28 protein-coding genes are annotated in these 19,269 nt (G+C 40.1%); all 28 read right to left on the bottom strand.

Annotated features, from left to right (window positions below; genetic code table 11):
* Positions 1–11: 11 nt before the first annotated feature.
* The 28 genes from secY to rpoC all read right to left on the bottom strand — a co-directional run bounded on the left by secY (position 12) and on the right by rpoC (position 19,214).
* Positions 12–1,298: a preprotein translocase subunit SecY gene (gene secY, locus P9E47_RS12730; protein WP_003331708.1), complete on the bottom strand. Its 1,287-nt coding sequence runs from the start codon at positions 1,296–1,298 to the stop codon at positions 12–14.
* Complete coding sequence (gene rplO, locus P9E47_RS12725; protein ID WP_003331710.1) at positions 1,298–1,738, bottom strand: 50S ribosomal protein L15; 441 nt, start codon at positions 1,736–1,738, stop codon at positions 1,298–1,300. The genes secY and rplO overlap by 1 nt, the downstream gene beginning before the upstream one ends.
* Positions 1,739–1,771: 33 nt before the next feature.
* Positions 1,772–1,954: a 50S ribosomal protein L30 gene (gene rpmD, locus P9E47_RS12720; protein WP_003331711.1), complete on the bottom strand. Its 183-nt coding sequence runs from the start codon at positions 1,952–1,954 to the stop codon at positions 1,772–1,774.
* Positions 1,955–1,966: 12 nt separating this feature from the next.
* On the bottom strand, positions 1,967–2,467 hold the full coding sequence (rpsE, locus tag P9E47_RS12715; protein ID WP_003331712.1) for a 30S ribosomal protein S5: 501 nt from the start codon (positions 2,465–2,467) through the stop codon (positions 1,967–1,969).
* A gap of 19 nt (positions 2,468–2,486) precedes the next feature.
* On the bottom strand, positions 2,487–2,849 hold the full coding sequence (gene rplR / locus P9E47_RS12710; protein ID WP_003331713.1) for a 50S ribosomal protein L18: 363 nt from the start codon (positions 2,847–2,849) through the stop codon (positions 2,487–2,489).
* A 35-nt stretch (positions 2,850–2,884) separates the two neighbouring features.
* Positions 2,885–3,424, bottom strand: a complete 540-nt coding sequence (gene rplF, locus P9E47_RS12705; protein WP_003331714.1) for a 50S ribosomal protein L6 — start codon at positions 3,422–3,424, stop codon at positions 2,885–2,887.
* Positions 3,425–3,453: 29 nt separating this feature from the next.
* Positions 3,454–3,852, bottom strand: a complete 399-nt coding sequence (rpsH, locus tag P9E47_RS12700) for a 30S ribosomal protein S8 (protein WP_003331715.1) — start codon at positions 3,850–3,852, stop codon at positions 3,454–3,456.
* A 29-nt stretch (positions 3,853–3,881) separates the two neighbouring features.
* A complete protein-coding gene (locus P9E47_RS12695; RefSeq protein ID WP_003331716.1) occupies positions 3,882–4,067 on the bottom strand; it encodes a type Z 30S ribosomal protein S14 in 186 nt (61 codons plus the stop codon).
* Positions 4,068–4,086: 19 nt separating this feature from the next.
* Positions 4,087–4,626 (bottom strand): 50S ribosomal protein L5, encoded by a 540-nt coding sequence (rplE, locus tag P9E47_RS12690; RefSeq protein WP_003331717.1) that lies wholly within the window; start codon positions 4,624–4,626, stop codon positions 4,087–4,089.
* Positions 4,627–4,652: 26 nt separating this feature from the next.
* Entirely contained in the window at positions 4,653–4,964 is a 312-nt protein-coding gene (rplX, locus tag P9E47_RS12685) for a 50S ribosomal protein L24 (RefSeq protein ID WP_003331718.1), read from the bottom strand.
* Positions 4,965–5,000: 36 nt separating this feature from the next.
* On the bottom strand, positions 5,001–5,369 hold the full coding sequence (gene rplN / locus P9E47_RS12680; RefSeq protein WP_003331719.1) for a 50S ribosomal protein L14: 369 nt from the start codon (positions 5,367–5,369) through the stop codon (positions 5,001–5,003).
* 47 nt (positions 5,370–5,416) lie between these two features.
* On the bottom strand, positions 5,417–5,680 hold the full coding sequence (gene rpsQ, locus P9E47_RS12675; RefSeq protein WP_003331720.1) for a 30S ribosomal protein S17: 264 nt from the start codon (positions 5,678–5,680) through the stop codon (positions 5,417–5,419).
* A gap of 20 nt (positions 5,681–5,700) precedes the next feature.
* Positions 5,701–5,904, bottom strand: coding sequence for a 50S ribosomal protein L29 (rpmC, locus tag P9E47_RS12670; RefSeq protein WP_003331721.1), 204 nt, complete (start codon positions 5,902–5,904; stop codon positions 5,701–5,703).
* Positions 5,894–6,328: a 50S ribosomal protein L16 gene (rplP, locus tag P9E47_RS12665; RefSeq protein ID WP_003331722.1), complete on the bottom strand. Its 435-nt coding sequence runs from the start codon at positions 6,326–6,328 to the stop codon at positions 5,894–5,896. Before rplP ends, rpmC begins: the two co-directional genes overlap by 11 nt.
* Positions 6,328–6,996, bottom strand: a complete 669-nt coding sequence (gene rpsC, locus P9E47_RS12660; protein ID WP_003331724.1) for a 30S ribosomal protein S3 — start codon at positions 6,994–6,996, stop codon at positions 6,328–6,330. Before rpsC ends, rplP begins: the two co-directional genes overlap by 1 nt.
* A 12-nt stretch (positions 6,997–7,008) precedes the next feature.
* The gene (gene rplV, locus P9E47_RS12655) at positions 7,009–7,350 is read right to left on the bottom strand and encodes a 50S ribosomal protein L22 (RefSeq protein ID WP_035198184.1); all 342 of its coding nucleotides are present in this window, start codon (positions 7,348–7,350) and stop codon (positions 7,009–7,011) included.
* Positions 7,351–7,368: 18 nt separating this feature from the next.
* Positions 7,369–7,647: a 30S ribosomal protein S19 gene (gene rpsS / locus P9E47_RS12650; protein ID WP_003331726.1), complete on the bottom strand. Its 279-nt coding sequence runs from the start codon at positions 7,645–7,647 to the stop codon at positions 7,369–7,371.
* A gap of 57 nt (positions 7,648–7,704) precedes the next feature.
* Positions 7,705–8,535 (bottom strand): 50S ribosomal protein L2, encoded by an 831-nt coding sequence (gene rplB / locus P9E47_RS12645; RefSeq protein WP_003331727.1) that lies wholly within the window; start codon positions 8,533–8,535, stop codon positions 7,705–7,707.
* A gap of 26 nt (positions 8,536–8,561) precedes the next feature.
* Positions 8,562–8,849, bottom strand: coding sequence for a 50S ribosomal protein L23 (rplW, locus tag P9E47_RS12640; protein ID WP_003331728.1), 288 nt, complete (start codon positions 8,847–8,849; stop codon positions 8,562–8,564).
* Complete coding sequence (gene rplD, locus P9E47_RS12635; protein ID WP_003331729.1) at positions 8,849–9,472, bottom strand: 50S ribosomal protein L4; 624 nt, start codon at positions 9,470–9,472, stop codon at positions 8,849–8,851. Before rplD ends, rplW begins: the two co-directional genes overlap by 1 nt.
* 23 nt (positions 9,473–9,495) lie before the next feature.
* Positions 9,496–10,128, bottom strand: coding sequence for a 50S ribosomal protein L3 (gene rplC, locus P9E47_RS12630; RefSeq protein ID WP_003331730.1), 633 nt, complete (start codon positions 10,126–10,128; stop codon positions 9,496–9,498).
* A 39-nt stretch (positions 10,129–10,167) separates the two neighbouring features.
* Positions 10,168–10,476: a 30S ribosomal protein S10 gene (gene rpsJ, locus P9E47_RS12625; RefSeq protein ID WP_003331731.1), complete on the bottom strand. Its 309-nt coding sequence runs from the start codon at positions 10,474–10,476 to the stop codon at positions 10,168–10,170.
* A 314-nt stretch (positions 10,477–10,790) separates the two neighbouring features.
* Positions 10,791–11,978 (bottom strand): elongation factor Tu, encoded by a 1,188-nt coding sequence (tuf, locus tag P9E47_RS12620; protein ID WP_003331733.1) that lies wholly within the window; start codon positions 11,976–11,978, stop codon positions 10,791–10,793.
* Positions 11,979–12,104: 126 nt separating this feature from the next.
* Complete coding sequence (gene fusA / locus P9E47_RS12615; protein ID WP_003331734.1) at positions 12,105–14,183, bottom strand: elongation factor G; 2,079 nt, start codon at positions 14,181–14,183, stop codon at positions 12,105–12,107.
* Positions 14,184–14,228: 45 nt separating this feature from the next.
* A complete protein-coding gene (gene rpsG / locus P9E47_RS12610; RefSeq protein ID WP_003331735.1) occupies positions 14,229–14,699 on the bottom strand; it encodes a 30S ribosomal protein S7 in 471 nt (156 codons plus the stop codon).
* 40 nt (positions 14,700–14,739) lie between these two features.
* Positions 14,740–15,162: a 30S ribosomal protein S12 gene (rpsL, locus tag P9E47_RS12605; RefSeq protein ID WP_003331736.1), complete on the bottom strand. Its 423-nt coding sequence runs from the start codon at positions 15,160–15,162 to the stop codon at positions 14,740–14,742.
* A gap of 107 nt (positions 15,163–15,269) precedes the next feature.
* Positions 15,270–15,518, bottom strand: a complete 249-nt coding sequence (locus P9E47_RS12600; RefSeq protein ID WP_003331737.1) for a 50S ribosomal protein L7ae-like protein — start codon at positions 15,516–15,518, stop codon at positions 15,270–15,272.
* Between the two features lie 81 nt (positions 15,519–15,599).
* Positions 15,600–19,214, bottom strand: coding sequence for a DNA-directed RNA polymerase subunit beta' (rpoC, locus tag P9E47_RS12595; RefSeq protein ID WP_003331738.1), 3,615 nt, complete (start codon positions 19,212–19,214; stop codon positions 15,600–15,602).
* Positions 19,215–19,269 lie beyond the last annotated feature (55 nt).

The following is a 19,269-nucleotide window of genomic DNA, read 5'->3' as shown; positions in this document are numbered from 1 at the left end:
CCTCCTATATCCTATTTCAAGAATCCCTTATAATGTCTCTTTACTAGTTGACTTTCAAGCTGTTTCATTGTCTCCAGCGCTACGCCGACTACAATCAGTAAACTTGTTCCACCAATTTGAACAGATTGCGGTAATCCCGCAATATTTATAAAGAAAACAGGAAGTACAGATATAACTGCCAGGAATATGGATCCTACGAAAGTTAGTCTATAAAGAATGCGAGTTAGGTACTCCTGAGTACTTTTTCCTGGTCTTATACCCGGAACATAACCACCTTGTTTTTTAAGGTTTTCTGCCATTTGCTCAGGATTAACTTGAACAAATGTGTAGAAATAGGTAAAAGCAACAATTAATGCTACATATACAATCATACCAATTGGATGAGAGTAGTTAAACGTCGTCTGAATCCAAGTGGTAACGTTATTTTGTCCAAAAAATCCCGCAATTGTCGGCGGTGTTATTAAGAACGAAATCGCGAAGATTACCGGAATAACACCAGCTGCATTAACCTTTATCGGAAGATGAGTTGACTGTCCGCCAACTGGACTACGATTTACAAGTCTCTTCGCATACTGGATCGGAATTTTCCGAAGTGCTTGTGAGATAAAAATCGTTCCAACGATAACAGCTAAAACTGCCACCAGTAATAATACGACTGTTACAATGCGTAGAAAGAGTGCTTCACCAGCACCTTCGATTTGCTGTGCATAGATTTGGTTCACTGCTGTTGGAATGGCAGCAACGATACCTGCAAAGATCAGGATTGAAATACCATTACCGACTCCGTGAGAGGTAATAAGTTCACCCAACCAGAGCAGGAATGCTGTCCCGGCAGTTAACACTAATGCAATTAATAAATATGTTGGTACTCCAGGGTTTTTAATTAAACCTGGAAATAAGTTGTTAAATCCGATAGACATACCAATTGCCTGGATAAATCCAAGTACTATGGTCCCGTAGCGGGTAAACTGAGCTAACTTACGACGGCCAACCTCTCCTTGTTTAGACCACTCAGTAAATTTAGGTACTACATCCATTTGTAAAAGCTGAATAATAATGGATGCAGTAATGTATGGCATGATACCCATTGCAAATATCGAGAAGTTTTTTAACGCTCCACCACCGAATGTATTCAGAAGTCCAAACACACTTTGGTCGGAAAGCTTAATAACTTCTGTATTTACACCTGGAACTGGTATAAAACTACCGAGCCTAAAAACTACGAGCATTAATAAGGTGAATACAATTTTACGCCGTATTTCACCTACTCGCATAAAATTGGAGATTGTCTCAAACATTAAACCACCTCAGTTTTACCGCCAGCTGCCTCGATCGCTTCTTTAGCTGCGCTTGAGAACTTATGTGCTTTAACAGTAAGGTTCTTTTCTAACTTACCATTTCCTAGTATCTTCACACCATAATTCAACTTGCTAACAACACCAGTTTCAAGCAGTAATTCAGGAGTTACCTCTGTACCGTTCTCGAATCGATTTAATGTTTCAACATTAACAATCGTATAGTCTTTACGGTTAATGTTTGTAAATCCACGTTTTGGTAAACGTTGGAATAGAGGCATTTGTCCACCTTCAAATCCAGGACGTACACCGCCGCCTGAACGAGCACCTTGACCTTTATGACCTCTACCTGATGTTTTACCATTACCTGAAGCCATACCACGTCCTACGCGATTACGCTCTTTACGAGAACCTTCTGCTGGTTTTAACTCATGTAGTTTCATTCTTGCACCTCCTCTTTATTTCAACTTTAAATATTAAACTTCTTCAACTAATACTAAATGTGATACTTTATTAATCATTCCACGAATTGCAGCATTATCTTCGTGAACAACAGTTTGATGTAATTTACGTAAACCTAAAGATTTTACAGTAGCTCTTTGGTTTTCTGGACGACCAATTACACTGCGTTTGAGGGTGATTTGTAATTTATTAGCCATTTTTTTCCCTCCTTATCCTAACAGTTCTTCTACCGTTTTGCCACGTAACTTCGCAACTTCATTAGCACGTTTAAGATCTTTTAAACCTTCAACTGTTGCACGTACCATATTAATTGGGTTATTAGAACCTAATGATTTAGAAAGGATGTCACCCACACCAGCTAATTCTAGTACGGCACGAACAGGACCACCAGCGATAACTCCTGTACCTTCAGAAGCAGGCTTTAATAAGACATTACCTGCACCAAATCGACCGATAACCTCATGCGGAATTGTAGTTCCGACGATAGGTACATTGATTAAGTTTTTCTTAGCATCTTCGATTGCTTTACGAATTGCATCAGGAACTTCTTGTGCTTTACCAGTTCCGAAACCTACATGACCATTTTTATCACCAACAACGACTAGCGCAGCAAAGCGGAAGCGACGACCACCTTTAACAACCTTTGCAACACGGTTAACCGTAACCACGCGCTCTTCAAGCTCTAATTTATTTGGATCAACAAGACGCATTTATTTCCCTCCCTTGTAATTAGAATTCAAGACCAGCTTCACGAGCAGATTCTGCTAAAGCTTTGATTCTTCCATGATATAAGTAGCCACCACGATCAAAGACTACCTCTTTAACACCTTTTTCAAGTGCACGTTTCGCAACTAATTCACCGATCTTTTGAGCTGCTTCAACGTTTCCAGTTGATTCAAGACTTAAATCTTTTTCAACAGTAGATGCACTAGCTAATGTAACTTTATTAACATCATCGATTAATTGAGCATAAATATGCTGATTTGAACGATATACGTTTAAACGTGGGCGCTGTGGTGTTCCGCTTACTTTAGCACGAACACGACCATGTCTTTTCTTACGCACAGCATTTTTGTCTAGCTTAGTAATCATTCCGGATTCACTCCTTTCTTCTACTTTAAGAAGCGTTATTTCTTAGCAGTTTTACCTTCTTTACGACGTACGAATTCACCTTCGTAACGAATACCTTTACCTTTATATGGCTCTGGTGGACGAACTGCTCTAATATTTGAAGCAATTGCGCCAACGCGCTCTTTATCAATACCTTTAACAATGATCTTTGTATTAGAAGGAACTTCGATTTCGATGCCTTCTTCTGGCTGAATTTCTACTGGATGAGAATAACCAACGTTAAGAACTAGTTTGCTACCAGCCTTAGAAGCACGGTAACCAACCCCGATTAAATCAAGAGTTTTCTGGTAGCCGTTAGTTACACCTTCAACCATATTTCCAAGGATTGCACGTGTTGTACCGTGTAAAGAACGATGTTCTTTATTGTCTGTTGGACGTTCAACTGTAAGAACATTGTCTTCAACTTTAATTGTCATTTCAGGATTAAAAGCACGTGTTAACTCGCCCTTAGGTCCTTTTACTGTAATCACGTTACTGTTGTTTGTTAAAGTAACGCCTTGTGGAATCTCAAGTATTTTCTTACCAATACGAGACATTTATTGCACCTCCATTCATGAAAAAAATCTTACCAAACGTATGCTAGGATTTCTCCGCCAACTTGTTTTGCACGAGCATCTTTATCTGTTAAAACACCGCTAGATGTTGAAACAATTGCAATACCTAATCCGTTAAGTACGCGAGGTACTTCGTTAGCTTTTGCATAAACACGTAAACCAGGTTTACTAATACGTTTCAAACCAGTAATTACACGCTCATTGTTTGCGCCGTACTTAAGGAAAATACGGATAATTCCTTGTTTGTTGTCTTCAATATACTCAACGTCACGTACAAATCCTTCGCTCTTAAGGATTTCAGCGATATCTCTCTTAAGTTTTGATGCAGGGATTTCTAACTTCTCGTGACGAACCATATTCGCATTACGGATGCGAGTAAGCATATCTGCAATTGGATCAGTCATAACCATATTATTTACCTCCTTCCCAAATTAAGGGTTTACCAACTTGCTTTTTTAACACCAGGGATTTGACCTGCGTATGCTAATTCACGGAAACAAATACGGCAAAGTTTGAATTTGCGTAATACTGAATGCGGACGACCACAGCGTTCACAACGAGTATATTCTTGAACAGCAAACTTTTGCTTGCGTTTTTGCTTAACGATCATTGATTTTTTGGCCACGAATTTCCCTCCTTTTTAATTACTTTTGAAACGGCATGCCCATTTGAGTTAATAACTCACGAGCTTCTTCATCTGTATTAGCAGTAGTAACAATAACAATGTCCATACCGCGTACTTTAGATACTTTATCGTAATCAATTTCAGGGAAAATTAACTGCTCTTTAACACCTAGTGTATAGTTACCACGGCCATCGAATGATTTCTTAGATACACCTCTAAAGTCACGAACACGAGGTAAAGAAACAGAAACTAATTTATCTAAGAATTGATACATGCGTTCACCACGAAGGGTAACTTTCGCACCGATAGGCATTCCTTCACGTAATCTAAAACCTGCAATTGACTTTTTCGCTCTAGTTACAACAGGCTTTTGACCTGTGATAGCAGCTAATTCTTCAACAGCATTATCTAATGCTTTTGAGTTTTGAACTGCATCACCAATACCCATGTTGATAACGATTTTTTCAAGCTTAGGTGCTTGCATAACTGATGTATAGCTAAACTTGCTCACAAGAGCTGGAACAACTTCTTTATTGTACTTTTCTTTTAGGCGATTCACTAGTCGCGACCTCCTTTCTTTACAAACTATTTATCTAATACTTCACCTGATTTTTTTGCAATACGTACTTTCTTACCATCAACAACTTTGTAACCTACACGAGTAGGATTGCCAGTCTTTGGATCGATTGGCATTACATTTGATACATGAATAGGTGCCTCTTGGCTCATGATTCCACCTTGAGGATTCATTTGAGATGGCTTTGAGTGTTTTTTAATAACGTTCACGCCTTCTACTAAGACACGGTCCTTTTTCGGATATGCTTCAAGGATTACACCTTGTTTGCCCTTGTCTTTACCAGAGATCACTTGTACCTTATCACCTTTTTTTACATGCATCTTATAGCACCTCCTTCAAGGCAAAAAATAAGATCTTTATAGTACTTCTGGAGCTAATGAAACAATTTTCATAAAATTTCTTTCACGTAACTCACGAGCCACTGGGCCAAAGATACGTGTACCACGTGGACTCTTGTCATCACGGATAATTACACATGCATTTTCATCAAAACGAATATATGAGCCGTCTCCACGACGTGCACCACTCTTTGTGCGTACAATTACAGCTTTAACAACGTCACCTTTTTTGACAACGCCTCCTGGTGTTGCTTGCTTGACAGTACATACAATAACATCACCGATATTAGCTGTCTTTTTGCCAGAGCCACCAAGAACTTTGATTGTTAAAACTTCACGTGCACCTGAGTTGTCAGCAACTTTTAATCGAGTTTCCTGTTGAATCATCGATTAGTACCTCCTTTCGGAACACAAATTATAACCGAACTTTATTGTTAGATAATTACTGCTTCTTCTACTACTTCAACTAAACGGAATCGCTTTGTAGCTGAAAGCGGACGAGTTTCCATGATCTTTACAATATCACCAATTTTAGCTTGGTTGTTCTCATCATGAGCTTTATACTTTTTAGAGTATTTAACACGCTTGCCGTATAGTGAATGTTTTTTGTAAGTTTCAACTACTACAGTGATCGTTTTATCCATTTTGTCGGATACAACACGACCGACATATACCTTACGTTGGTTGCGTTCACTCATTTACGCTAACCTCCTCTCGATTATCGATTGTTAACACCAAGTTCTCTTTCGCGAATAATCGTCTTCATACGAGCAATCGCCTTGCGTACCTCACGAATACGAGTAGTGTTCTCTAATTGACCAGTCGCAAGCTGGAAACGAAGGTTAAATAATTCTTCTTTTAAAGATTTTACTTTTTGTTCAACTTCGGCAGTGGTTAAATCACGGATTTCATTAGCCTTCATTAGTTTCACCACCAATATCTTCGCGTTTTACAAACTTACATTTAACAGGTAACTTGTGTGCAGCAAGACGTAAAGCTTCACGTGCTACTTCTTCAGATACACCTGCAATTTCAAACATAACTTTTCCTGGTTTTACTACCGCTACCCAACCTTCTGGAGCACCTTTACCGGAACCCATACGTACTTCTAATGGTTTCGCTGTAAATGGCTTAGATGGGAAGATTTTAATCCAAACTTTACCGCCACGTTTCATATAACGAGTCATTGCACGACGAGCAGCTTCAATTTGACGGTTAGAGATCCAAGATCCTTCAAGTGATTGTAAACCGAACTCACCGAAGTGTACTTCAGTACCGCCTTTAGCGCGACCACGCATATTTCCGCGGTGTTCTCTACGATACTTAACGCGTTTTGGTAATAACATTATTGGTTTCCTCCTTCCTCATCTTTCGTTGCTCTTTTCTTAGTAGGAAGAACTTCACCACGATAGATCCATACTTTAACACCTAACTTACCATAAGTAGTGTCAGCTTCTGCAGTACCATAGTCGATATCCGCACGTAATGTATGAAGTGGTACAGTACCCTCACTATAATGTTCTGAACGAGCGATGTCAGCTCCGCCTAAACGACCTGATACCATTGTTCTGATTCCTTTTGCACCAGCACGCATAGCACGTTGGATAGCTTGCTTTTGTGCACGACGGAATGATACACGATTTTCTAACTGACGAGCAATATTTTCAGCAACCAATGTTGCATCGATATCAGCTTTTTTAACTTCCATAATGTTAATGTGAACTCGCTTGCCGCTTAATTCGTTAAGTGCTTTACGAAGAGCTTCGACTTCTGTTCCACCTTTACCGATAACCATTCCTGGCTTAGCAGTGTGGATAGCGATATTCACACGGTTTGCAGCACGTTCGATTTCGATTTTAGAAACAGCTGCATCTGATAAACGTTTGCTAATATATTCACGGATTTTAATATCTTCATGTAATAGATCAGCATAATCTTTACCAGCGAACCATCTTGATTCCCAGTCACGAATTATACCAACACGAAGTCCGTTAGGATTTACTTTTTGACCCACTACTATCCCTCCTTACTTTTCAGATACCACTACTGTAATGTGGCTAGTACGTTTGTTGATTGCACTCGCACGTCCTTGTGCACGAGGTCGGAAACGTTTTAAAGTTGGACCTTCATCAACGAATGCTTGAGAAACTACTAAATTATTTACATCCATTTCGTAGTTGTGCTCTGCATTTGCGATAGCTGATTTTAATACCTTCTCGATAACAGGAGAAACTGTTTTTGGCGTATGGCGAAGAATCGCAATAGCTTCACCCACTTGCTTTCCTCTGATTAGATCAATAACCATACGAGCTTTACGAGGAGCAATACGAACAGTTCTCGCGATCGATTTAGCTTGCTTCACTTCCATTCAAGTACCTCCTCTCTACTAACGTCTTGTTTTCTTATCGTCATCCGCATGACCTTTATAAGTGCGGGTAGGAGCAAATTCGCCCAATTTATGACCAACCATATCCTCAGTCACGAATACTGGAACATGCTTGCGTCCATCATAAACAGCAACTGTGTGCCCGATAAATTCTGGAAAAATTGTAGAACGACGAGACCAAGTTTTAATAACTTGTTTTTTGTTAGACTCGTTAAGTCCTTCAACCTTCTTCATTAAATGATCATCGACAAATGGTCCTTTTTTCAAGCTACGACCCATGAATGAACCTCCCTTCGTGATTGCACCACGGTTCTAATGAACCGCAGAACAATCGCGTTATTTTTTACGACGACGAACAATAAATTTGTCTGACGCTTTGTTTTTCTTACGTGTTTTAGCTCCAAGTGTTGGTTTACCCCATGGAGACATAGGTGATTTACGACCGATTGGTGCTTTACCTTCACCACCACCGTGTGGATGGTCATTAGGGTTCATTACAGATCCACGAACAGTAGGACGAATGCCTAACCAACGAGAACGACCTGCTTTACCAACGTTTACTAGTTCATGCTCTAAGTTGCCTACTTGGCCAACTGTTGCACGACATGTCGCTAAGATTTGACGAACCTCACCTGACATTAAACGAACTAATACATATTTACCTTCTTTACCTAATACTTGAGCTTCAGCACCAGCAGAACGAACTAATTGTCCACCGCGACCTGGCTTTAACTCAATATTATGAACCACAGTACCAACCGGGATATTTTGTAATGGTAATGCATTACCAACCTTAATATCCGCTTCCGGACCTGAGAATACTTCTTGACCAACTTTTAAACCTTTTGGCGCAATGATATAACGCTTTTCACCATCAACATAGTTGATTAACGCGATGTTTGCAGTACGGTTTGGATCGTACTCAATAGTAGCAACGCGTCCTGGTATTCCATCTTTATCGCGTTTGAAATCGATTATACGATATTGACGCTTATGTCCGCCACCATGATGACGTGTTGTGATTTTACCTTGGTTATTACGTCCCGCTTTTTTGTGTAACGGTGCAAGTAATGATTTCTCTGGTGTGTCAGTTGTGATTTCAGCGAAATCTAAAACTGTCATACCACGACGACCGTTTGACGTAGGATTATACTTTTTAATCGCCATTTCGGTTTCCCTCCTTCACTATCATTTTATGCTTCGAAGAATTCCAATTCTTTGCTATCAGCAGTTAATTTTACGATTGCTTTTTTACGCTTTGGTGTAGTACCTGTATAGCGACCTACACGCTTAAATCTACCGTCATAATTTTGAACGTTAACTTTTTCAACTTTTACGCCGAAAATTTGCTCAATAGCTTGTTTTACTTCTGTTTTGTTAGCTCTTGTATCTACTTCAAATGTGTATTTCTTTTCACCCATTAATTCAGTAGAACGTTCAGTTATCACGGGGCGCTTAATAATATCACGAGGATCTTTCATTATGCAAGCACCTCCCCAACTTTTTCTGCTGCTTCTTTTGTAATCACCATTTTGTCATGGTTCATTACATCCAAAACATTCACTCCATTAGCGTCTACAACAGTAACACCAGGAATGTTACGTGCTGATAACTCGATTGTTTGATCTGCATCAGCTGTTACGATTAGTACTTTCTTATTTAAAGATAGAGCATTTAACACTTGAACCATGTCTTTTGTTTTTGGTGCTTCAATTGTTAAATTTTCTAGTACTACTACATCATTTCCTAAAACTTTTGTAGAAAGTGCTGATTTAATAGCTAAACGACGTACTTTCTTAGGAAGTTTAAATGAATAACTTCTTGGTGTAGGTCCGAATACAATACCCCCACCTCTCCATTGTGGAGAACGAATTGAACCTTGGCGTGCGCGTCCAGTTCCTTTTTGGCGCCATGGCTTTCTTCCGCCACCGCTTACTTCAGAGCGGTTTTTTACTTTATGTGTACCTTGACGGCGTGTTGCACGTTGCATAATAATTGCATCAAAAAGTACATTGTTGTTTGGCTCAATACCAAAAACCGCATCAGAAAGTTCAATTTCACCTACTTGTGAACCTGCTTGATTATAAAGTGCTACTTTAGGCATCTAATTTCCTCCTTTCCGAACAATTATTTGTTACCTTTAACCGCACTAAGGATTTTTACATAGCTCTTTTTAGCTCCAGGAACATTTCCTTTTACTAAAATAATATTACGTTCTGCATCTACTTTAACAATCTCAAGATTTTGAACAGTAATTTGCTCTCCACCCATTTGTCCAGGTAACAATTTACCTTTGAATACGCGGTTTGGAGCAACTGGTCCCATCGAACCAGGACGACGGTGATAACGAGATCCGTGAGCCATAGGGCCGCGAGATTGGTTATGACGCTTGATCGCACCTTGGAATCCTTTACCTTTTGAAGTTCCTGTAACGTCTACAAGCTCACCTTCTGAAAATAAATCAACTTTGACTTCCTGACCAACTTCATACTCCCCAGCGTTAATACCGCGGATTTCACGGACGAAGCGCTTAGGAGCTGTATTTGCTTTTGCTGCATGACCCTTTTCAGGTTTGTTTGTACGAGATTCCTTTTTGTCAGCGAATCCTAATTGGATTGCCTCGTAACCATCAGTATCAACAGTTTTCTTTTGTAGAACAACGTTTGCTTCAGCTTGAATAACTGTTACTGGGATTAAATCACCGTTTTCAGAAAACACTTGAGTCATACCAATCTTTCTACCTAAGATTCCTTTGGTCATTAGTCACACCTCCTGAATTAATATCGTTTTTATTTTAAATTAAAGTTTAATTTCAATGTCTACACCAGATGGTAAGTCTAAACGCATTAAAGAATCAACAGTTTGTGGTGTTGGATTGATAATGTCGATTAGACGTTTGTGTGTACGCATTTCGAATTGCTCACGAGAATCCTTGTATTTGTGTACCGCACGAAGAATTGTGTAAACCGCTTTTTCTGTTGGCAACGGAATCGGACCAGATACTTTTGCACCAGAACGTTTTGCAGTTTCAACAATCTTTTCAGCTGATTGATCAAGAATTCTATGATCGTAAGCCTTTAAACGTATACGAATTTTTTCTTTTGCCATTATTTTCCCTCCTTTATCGCCCATTTTAGAATAGACATACTCCGTGGAAATTTCCTCACACTCGCCATGGCAAAGGGGCCGGGTGTGTCAGCAACCTTCCACATCATAGCTGTAAACGACCAACATTCACTATTATATAAAAAAATACAATAGTTTGCAACAAGAAAAATATTTTATTTACTTCCTTTGTGCACTTTTACAATTATACACACTGGGTAGAGGGAAAACAAGGTGTTTGGCTGATGTCTAACAATTCTAATTAAGAAAAAAAGAAAGCAGTCAGCACTAGCTGACTGCTTTCTTTTTTGTATTAATTACTCAATGATTGAAGCAACAACGCCAGCGCCTACTGTACGTCCACCTTCACGGATTGAGAATTTTGTACCTTCTTCGATCGCTACTGTAGTGATTAGTTCTACAGTCATTTCGATGTTGTCACCAGGCATAACCATTTCTACTCCTTCTGGTAACTTGATGATTCCAGTTACGTCAGTTGTACGGAAATAGAACTGTGGGCGATAGTTTGAGAAGAATGGAGTATGACGTCCACCTTCTTCTTTTGATAATACGTAAACTTCAGCTTTGAAAGTTTTGTGTGGTGTAATTGAACCTGGCTTAGCAAGTACTTGACCACGTTGGATGTCATCACGTGCAACACCGCGAAGTAATGCACCAATGTTATCTCCAGCTTCAGCATAGTCAAGAAGCTTACGGAACATTTCAACACCAGTTACAGTTGTGCTCTTAGCTTCTTCAGCAAGACCAACGATTTCAACTACGTCACCAACTTTAACTTGGCCACGCTCAACGCGTCCAGTAGCAACTGTACCACGACCAGTGATTGAGAATACGTCCTCAACTGGCATCATAAATGGCTTATCAGTGTCACGAACTGGGTCTGGAATGTAGCTGTCAACAGCATCCATAAGTTCGATGATTTTAGCTTCCCACTCAGCTTCTCCTTCAAGAGCTTTAAGAGCAGAACCTTTAATTACAGGGATATCATCGCCTGGGAAGTCATACTCAGAAAGTAAGTCACGAACTTCCATTTCTACTAATTCTAATAATTCTTCGTCGTCAACCATGTCACACTTGTTCATGAATACTACAAGGTAAGGAACACCAACTTGACGAGAAAGTAGGATGTGCTCACGAGTTTGTGGCATTGGACCATCAGTAGCAGATACTACTAGGATACCGCCGTCCATTTGAGCCGCACCAGTGATCATGTTTTTAACATAGTCAGCGTGTCCTGGGCAGTCAACGTGTGCGTAGTGACGCTTTTCAGTTTGATATTCTACGTGAGAAGTTGAAATTGTAATTCCACGTTCTTTTTCTTCTGGAGCTCCGTCGATTTGATCATATGCACGAGCTTCTGCACCACCAGACTTAGCAAGTACGTTTGTGATAGCGGCAGTAAGAGTTGTTTTACCATGGTCAACGTGTCCAATTGTCCCGATATTAACATGCGGTTTTGAACGGTCAAATTTAGCTTTTGCCATTAGAGATTTCCTCCTTAAAATTTATAATGATTTATTGTTTTTTTATATATGTAAGGGGCGGGAATTCAAGGAATTCCCAATTACCAACTTACTATAAAATTTAAATTAATGCAATATTAATGCTGATTATGCACCAGTATTTTTCTTGATAATTTCTTCAGCGATTGACTTAGGAACCTCTTCGTAATGATCAAAGTGCATTGAGTAAGTTCCGCGTCCTTGAGTGTTTGAACGTAATGCAGTTGCATAACCAAACATTTCAGAAAGTGGAACCATAGAACGAACTACTTGTGCGTTACCACGAGCTTCCATACCTTCAACGCGACCACGGCGTGAAGTTACATCCCCCATGATATCACCCATGTATTCTTCTGGTACTGTAATTTCAACTTTCATCATAGGCTCTAAAAGAACTGGGTTACATTTTGTTTTAGCGTTTTTAAGTGCAAGTGATGCTGCAACTTTAAACGCCATTTCGTTTGAGTCTACATCATGGTATGAACCATCGAATAATGTAGCTTTAACATCGATTAATGGATAGCCAGCAAGGATACCGTTCTGTAATGCATCTTCTAATCCTGATTGGATTGCTGGTACGTATTCTCTTGGAACTACACCACCGACGATAGCATTAACAAATTCAAATCCTTTACCTTCTTCATTAGGCTCGAATTTAATCCATACGTGACCGTATTGTCCACGTCCACCTGACTGACGTACAAACTTACCTTCTACCTCAGCAGCTTGACGGAGTGTTTCACGGTAAGAAACCTGTGGTGCACCCACGTTAGCTTCAACCTTAAATTCGCGTCTCATACGATCAACGATGATATCTAAGTGAAGCTCACCCATACCAGAAATGATAGTTTGTCCTGTTTCTGGGTTTGTTTCTGTACGGAATGTTGGATCCTCTTCAGCAAGCTTTTGAAGTGCAATACCCATCTTATCTTGGTCTGCTTTCGACTTCGGCTCAACTGATAAAGAGATAACCGGTTCTGGGAATTCCATTGATTCTAAGATAACTTGATTCTTTTCATCACAAAGAGTATCACCAGTTGTTGTATCTTTTAAACCAACAGCCGCTGCGATATCCCCGGCATAAACCTGCGGGATTTCTTCACGGTGGTTTGCGTGCATCTGCAGGATACGTCCTACACGTTCACGCTTACCTTTTGTAGAGTTGATTACATATGAACCAGAATTAAGGATACCTGAATACACGCGGAAGAAAGTTAACTTACCAACGTAAGGGTCTGTCATAATCTTAAACGCAAGTGCTGAGAATGGCTCATCATCACTTGCATGGCGCTCAGTCTCTTCTTCTGTATCAGGAAGTGTTCCTTTAATTGAAGGAATATCAATTGGTGCTGGTAAATAATCGATTACAGCATCAAGCATTAATTGAACACCTTTGTTCTTAAATGCAGTACCACAAAGAACTGGGTAGAATTCAACGCTTAATGTACCTTTACGAATAGCTGCTTTAATTTCATCATTAGTAAGCTCTTCACCTTCAAGATACTTCATCATTAATTCTTCATCTAATTCAGCTGCTGCTTCGATTAATTTTCCACGATATTCTTCAGCTAAATCCTTCATATCTTCAGGGATATCAGCTACTGTGATATCTGTTCCAAGGTCATTACCATACATTGTAGCTTTCATTTCGATAAGATCAATAATTCCTCTGAACTCATCTTCAGCTCCGATCGGTAATTGAATTGGATGTGCATTTGCACCTAGGCGATCACGAAGTGTTTTAACTGAATATAAGAAGTCCGCACCCATTTTATCCATTTTGTTAACAAATACAATACGTGGAACTCCATAAGTTGTTGCTTGACGCCAAACTGTTTCAGTTTGCGGTTCTACACCTGATTGTGCATCTAATACTGTTACCGCACCATCTAATACGCGAAGTGAACGTTCAACTTCAACGGTGAAGTCTACGTGTCCTGGTGTATCAATGATGTTAACGCGGTGACCTTTCCACTGTGCTGTTGTTGCAGCAGAAGTGATTGTGATTCCACGCTCTTGCTCCTGCTCCATCCAGTCCATTTGAGAAGCTCCTTCATGAGTTTCTCCAATTTTGTGGATACGGCCAGTATAGAAAAGGATGCGCTCCGTAGTAGTTGTTTTACCGGCATCGATGTGTGCCATGATGCCGATATTACGTGTATTTTCTAAGGAGAACTCTCTAGCCATCTATACTTCTCCTTCCTTTTTAGGAAATTAATTAGTAGGTTTATTTTACCAACGATAGTGTGCGAATGCTTTGTTAGCTTCTGCCATTTTATGTGTATCTTCACGTTTCTTCACTGATGCACCAGTATTGTTAGCAGCATCAAGGATTTCGTTCGCTAAACGCTCTTCCATTGTTTTTTCGCCGCGATTACGTGAATATTGTACTAACCAACGTAATCCTAGAGTACTACGACGCTCAGGACGAACTTCAACTGGAACTTGATAGTTAGCACCACCTACACGGCGTGCACGAACTTCAAGTACGGGCATGATGTTCTTAAGAGCTTGTTCGAATACTTCCTTTGGATCATTGCCAGTACGTTCTTTGATGATATCAAACGCATTATAAAGAATTGTTTGAGCTTTACCTCTTTTACCATCAACCATGATTTGATTGATTAAGCGTGTGATAAGCTTTGAATTGTAAATCGGATCAGGTAATACGTCTCTACGAGTTACAGGACCTTTACGTGGCATATGATACCCTCCCTTCGTTAATTTTATTTAAATGTATCGATTATTTTTTAGCTGCTTTTGGTCTCTTAGTACCATATTTAGAGCGGCCTTGCGCACGGTTGTTAACACCCGCAGTATCTAATGCACCACGTACGATGTGATAACGTACCCCCGGAAGGTCCTTTACACGACCGCCGCGGATTAATACTACACTGTGCTCTTGTAGGTTATGGCCAATTCCTGGAATGTAAGCTGTTACCTCGATTCCATTTGTTAAGCGTACACGAGCATATTTACGTAACGCTGAGTTTGGTTTCTTAGGAGTCATAGTTCCTACACGAGTACAAACACCGCGCTTTTGTGGTGAAGAAAGATCTGTTTGTTCTTTCTTCATGCTGTTATAACCTTTGTTTAACGCAGGAGATTTAGATTTTATAACCTTGCTGCTGCGTCCCTTACGAACTAATTGGTTCATAGTAGGCATTTTGTTTTCCTCCCTTCTTTTTTATGTCCACATATCCAGGTGGTTCATTTTTTAGCCAAAAACAATGTTTTTGTTAGAGCGGCGTAAACCGCTCCACAAAAACATTTTTAGGCTTTTATAGCAACTGTTGCAGCTCCAACTTCGATCCCGCACGCTTTACCAAGCTTTTTCATTGAATCAACTTTCACGACTGGAATTCCATTTTCTTCTGCTGCTAGCAGTACTTTATTTGTCACACGCCGATCAGCATCATCGGCTATGATGACTTCGGATACTTCATTTTCCTTTATGGCTTTAAGAGTTTGTTTTGAACCGATAACAAGACCCTTTGCCTGTGATACTTTATCATAAGACATGTGTAGATATCCTCCAAAGCATCTGTAATAAAAACACCTTTGTTATAGTAACATTCTCAAGAAATAAAGTCAACAGATTATTTATTCTTTTGAGATCAAATCCTTCTCATCTATCGAAGAATGCACACTATCATTCAGCTTATCGTATCTTACCTTTCGATATCTTGTCATTCCTGTACCTGCTGGAACAAGCTTACCGATGATAACATTTTCTTTAAGCCCTAACAGTTCATCGCGCTTTCCTTTGATTGCAGCATCTGTTAACACCCGTGTTGTTTCTTGGAATGAAGCTGCTGATAGGAACGATTCTGTTTCTAGAGATGCCTTAGTTATACCGAGAAGAACCGGTCTTGCGACAGCTGGTCGACCACCCTGCAATAGGACAGATTTATTTGCTTCTTTAAATTGATGGATATCCAGCAATGAACCTGGAAGCACATCACTATCACCAGCATCAACAACACGTACTTTACGAAGCATTTGGCGAACCATAACTTCAACGTGTTTATCACCAATTTCTACCCCTTGCATACGATAAACCTTCTGTACTTCACGCAGCAAGTATTCCTGAACGCCATCCACACCACGAACTTTTAATAATTCCTTAGGATCAATAGAACCTTCAGTTAATTCCTGTCCAGCAACTACTCGGTCACCTTCAGCAACTTTCAGTCTTGAACCGTATGGAGCTGTGTAGGAGCGGCTTTCAACCTGACCTTGAATAACGATTTCTTGTTTATCTTTAACTTCATTAATTTGTGAAACAATCCCTGGTATTTCAGAAATAACTGCTTGACCTTTAGGATTACGTGCTTCAAATAATTCTTGAATACGCGGTAAACCTTGTGTGATGTCATCTCCCGCAACCCCGCCGGTATGGAATGTACGCATCGTTAACTGTGTACCAGGCTCCCCGATTGATTGAGCAGCGATAATACCAACAGCTTCTCCAACTTCCACATCCTGACCAGTTGCCAAGTTGCGACCATAACACTTCTTACAAACACCAGCACGTGTATCGCAAGTAAAGGCTGAACGGATTTTCACCTGTTCTACACCTGAATCCGCAATCTGTGTAGCGATGTCTTCGGTGATTAGCTCATTGCGTTTGATGATGACTTCATTTGTTTCAGGATGCTTAACCGTTTCAAAAGATGTACGTCCAACTAAACGTTCATATAAATTTTCAATTGTTTCTGTACCATCTTTAAGTGCACTGACAATTAGGCCTCGGTCTGTTTTACAGTCATCTTCACGAACGATAACATCCTGTGCAACATCAACAAGACGTCTTGTTAAATAACCTGAGTCGGCTGTCTTTAAGGCAGTATCAGCAAGACCTTTACGAGCACCGTGTGTAGAGATGAAGTACTCTAATACGGTTAAACCTTCACGGAAGCTTGATTTAATCGGTAACTCAATAATTCGACCAGCCGGGTTAGCCATAAGTCCACGCATACCTGCCAGCTGAGTAAAGTTAGAGGCGTTACCACGAGCTCCTGAGTCACTCATCATGAAGATTGGGTTTCTTATATCTAAGCTATCCATTAGTTTCTTTTGGATTTCGTCCTTTGCCGTACTCCAAATTGAGATTACGCGATCATAGCGTTCTTCATCTGTGATTAAACCGCGTCTGAATTGCTTCATAACGTTCGCAATCTTATCTTCGGCTTTCTCAAGGATTTCCTGTTTCTCAGGTAATACTACGATGTCAGCAACCCCAACCGTAATACCAGCTTTAGTAGAATACTTAAAGCCAAGGTCTTTCATGCGGTCTAACATTTTTGAAGTTTCAGTGATATGAAATCTCTTAAATACTTCAGCAATGATGTTTCCTAAATACTTTTTCTTGAAAGGCGATACTAAGTCACGGCTTTCAATCTCTTCTTTAATATTTGTTCCAACTGGGACAAAATATGTTTCAGGCGTTTTAACCTCTAAGTTTTCCTTTGTTGGTTCATTAATGTATGGGAACGATTTTGGCAGGATTTCATTAAAAATCAATTTCCCTACAGTTGTTAATAATAACATTCCATTTTGCTCAGCCGTAAATGTTGAATTGCTCAAGGAACCAGCAGCTACCGCAACACGTGTATGTAAATGCACATAACCGTTATAATAAGCAATCAACGCTTCGTTAGTATCCTTGAAAATCATTCCTTCACCAACGGCGCCAGCACGTTCAATTGTTAAATAGTAATTTCCAAGAACCATATCCTGTGATGGTGTAACAACTGGCTTTCCATCCTTAGGGTTCAAGATGTTTTGAGCGGCAAGCATCAATAACCTCGCCTCAGCTTGTGCTTCAGCAGACAATGGTACGTGAACAGCCATTTGGTCTCCGTCAAAGTCAGCGTTATAAGCTGTACATACTAACGGATGGAGGCGAATTGCACGACCTTCAACAAGTGTAGGTTCAAATGCTTGAATACCTAATCTGTGTAGTGTAGGGGCACGGTTTAATAGAACTGGGTGTTCTTTAATAACCTCTTCCAACACGTCCCAAACCTCAGGCTGAACTCTCTCAATCTTACGCTTAGCGCTCTTAATATTATGAGCCAACCCTTTACCAACAAGTTCCTTCATTACAAACGGCTTAAATAGCTCAAGTGCCATTTCCTTCGGCAATCCACATTGGAACATTTTAAGGTTTGGACCTACTACGATTACGGAACGACCAGAGTAGTCAACACGTTTACCCAAAAGGTTTTGACGGAAACGACCTTGCTTCCCTTTTAACATATGTGACAATGATTTCAACGGACGATTTCCTGGTCCGGTTACAGGTCGACCACGGCGACCATTATCAATTAATGCATCAACCGCTTCCTGCAGCATTCTTTTTTCGTTTTGAACGATAATGCTTGGGGCACCTAAATCTAATAGACGTTTTAGGCGGTTATTACGGTTGATTACCCGACGATATAGGTCGTTAAGGTCAGACGTAGCAAAACGACCACCATCCAATTGAACCATTGGGCGCAATTCCGGCGGAATAACTGGAAGAACATCTAGGATCATCCATGATGGATCATTCCCTGAGTTACGGAATGCTTCAAGAACCTCTAGTCGTTTAATCGCACGTGTACGACGTTGCCCTTGAGCAGTGCGCAATTCTTCTTTTAATTGATCGACTTCTTTATCTAAATCAATATCTTGTAGCAGCTTACGGATCGCTTCTGCACCCATTTGAGCTTGGAAGGATTGACCGTACTTTTCACGGTATGTTCGATATTCCTTCTCTGAAAGCAGCTGTTTCTTTTCTAACGCTGTATTTCCTGCATCTGTTACTACATAAGATGCGAAATAAATAACCTCTTCAAGCGCGCGAGGGGACATGTCCAAAGCTAATCCCATACGGCTTGGAATTCCCTTGAAATACCAAATATGTGATACTGGCGCAGCTAATTCGATATGGCCCATACGGTCACGACGAACTTTGGCACGAGTTACCTCAACACCACAGCGATCACATACAACACCTTTATAACGCACTCTTTTATATTTTCCGCAATGACATTCCCAGTCCTTTGTTGGACCAAAAATACGTTCACAGAATAAGCCGTCTTTTTCCGGCTTTAAAGTACGGTAATTAATTGTTTCCGGTTTTTTCACTTCTCCAAATGACCATGAACGGATTTTATCAGGTGAAGCTAAACCAATTTTCATATATTCAAAATTATTTACATCCAGCAAGGGGCCTACCTCCCTTATAAAGTGAAACTACAGACTGCCTCAGGATTTATGATCT

This window comes from Schinkia azotoformans (assembly GCF_035811335.1).
In the GTDB taxonomy this organism is placed as follows: Bacteria; Bacillota; Bacilli; order Bacillales; family Bacillaceae_J; genus Schinkia; species Schinkia azotoformans.
The sequence above is the reverse complement of the archived record's forward strand: the minus strand, read 5'-3'. Positions and strand labels throughout refer to the sequence as shown.

Bases quoted from the DNA above. Each gene is read 5' to 3' on its own strand.
- rplW (WP_003331728.1), bottom strand. From the start codon at position 8,849: ATGAAAGATCCTCGTGATATTATTAAGCGCCCCGTGATAACTGAACGT.
- rplC (WP_003331730.1), bottom strand. From the start codon at position 10,128: ATGACCAAAGGAATCTTAGGTAGAAAGATTGGTATGACTCAAGTGTTT.
- rplF (WP_003331714.1), bottom strand. From the start codon at position 3,424: ATGTCTCGTATTGGTAAGAAAATACTTGAGATTCCACAAGGCGTTACT.
- rpsE (WP_003331712.1), bottom strand. From the start codon at position 2,467: ATGCGTCTTGTTGATCCAAATAAATTAGAGCTTGAAGAGCGCGTGGTT.
- tuf (WP_003331733.1), bottom strand. From the start codon at position 11,978: ATGGCAAAAGCTAAATTTGACCGTTCAAAACCGCATGTTAATATCGGG.
- rplD (WP_003331729.1), bottom strand. From the start codon at position 9,472: ATGCCTAAAGTAGCACTTTATAATCAAGCAGGTTCACAAGTAGGTGAA.
- rpmD (WP_003331711.1), bottom strand. From the start codon at position 1,954: ATGGCTAATAAATTACAAATCACCCTCAAACGCAGTGTAATTGGTCGT.
- rpsQ (WP_003331720.1), bottom strand. From the start codon at position 5,680: ATGAGTGAACGCAACCAACGTAAGGTATATGTCGGTCGTGTTGTATCC.
- rplR (WP_003331713.1), bottom strand. From the start codon at position 2,849: ATGATTACTAAGCTAGACAAAAATGCTGTGCGTAAGAAAAGACATGGT.
- rplB (WP_003331727.1), bottom strand. From the start codon at position 8,535: ATGGCGATTAAAAAGTATAATCCTACGTCAAACGGTCGTCGTGGTATG.
- rpsS (WP_003331726.1), bottom strand. From the start codon at position 7,647: ATGGGTCGTAGCTTGAAAAAAGGACCATTTGTCGATGATCATTTAATG.
- rplP (WP_003331722.1), bottom strand. From the start codon at position 6,328: ATGTTATTACCAAAACGCGTTAAGTATCGTAGAGAACACCGCGGAAAT.
- P9E47_RS12600 (WP_003331737.1), bottom strand. From the start codon at position 15,518: ATGTCTTATGATAAAGTATCACAGGCAAAGGGTCTTGTTATCGGTTCA.
- rpsG (WP_003331735.1), bottom strand. From the start codon at position 14,699: ATGCCACGTAAAGGTCCTGTAACTCGTAGAGACGTATTACCTGATCCG.
- rplV (WP_035198184.1), bottom strand. From the start codon at position 7,350: ATGGAAGTGAAGCAAGCTAAATCGATCGCGAGAACTGTTCGTATTGCT.
- rpsL (WP_003331736.1), bottom strand. From the start codon at position 15,162: ATGCCTACTATGAACCAATTAGTTCGTAAGGGACGCAGCAGCAAGGTT.
- rplO (WP_003331710.1), bottom strand. From the start codon at position 1,738: ATGAAACTACATGAGTTAAAACCAGCAGAAGGTTCTCGTAAAGAGCGT.
- rplN (WP_003331719.1), bottom strand. From the start codon at position 5,369: ATGATTCAACAGGAAACTCGATTAAAAGTTGCTGACAACTCAGGTGCA.
- rplX (WP_003331718.1), bottom strand. From the start codon at position 4,964: ATGCATGTAAAAAAAGGTGATAAGGTACAAGTGATCTCTGGTAAAGAC.
- rpmC (WP_003331721.1), bottom strand. From the start codon at position 5,904: ATGAAGGCTAATGAAATCCGTGATTTAACCACTGCCGAAGTTGAACAA.
- fusA (WP_003331734.1), bottom strand. From the start codon at position 14,183: ATGGCTAGAGAGTTCTCCTTAGAAAATACACGTAATATCGGCATCATG.
- secY (WP_003331708.1), bottom strand. From the start codon at position 1,298: ATGTTTGAGACAATCTCCAATTTTATGCGAGTAGGTGAAATACGGCGT.
- rpsH (WP_003331715.1), bottom strand. From the start codon at position 3,852: ATGGTTATGACTGATCCAATTGCAGATATGCTTACTCGCATCCGTAAT.
- rpsJ (WP_003331731.1), bottom strand. From the start codon at position 10,476: ATGGCAAAAGAAAAAATTCGTATACGTTTAAAGGCTTACGATCATAGA.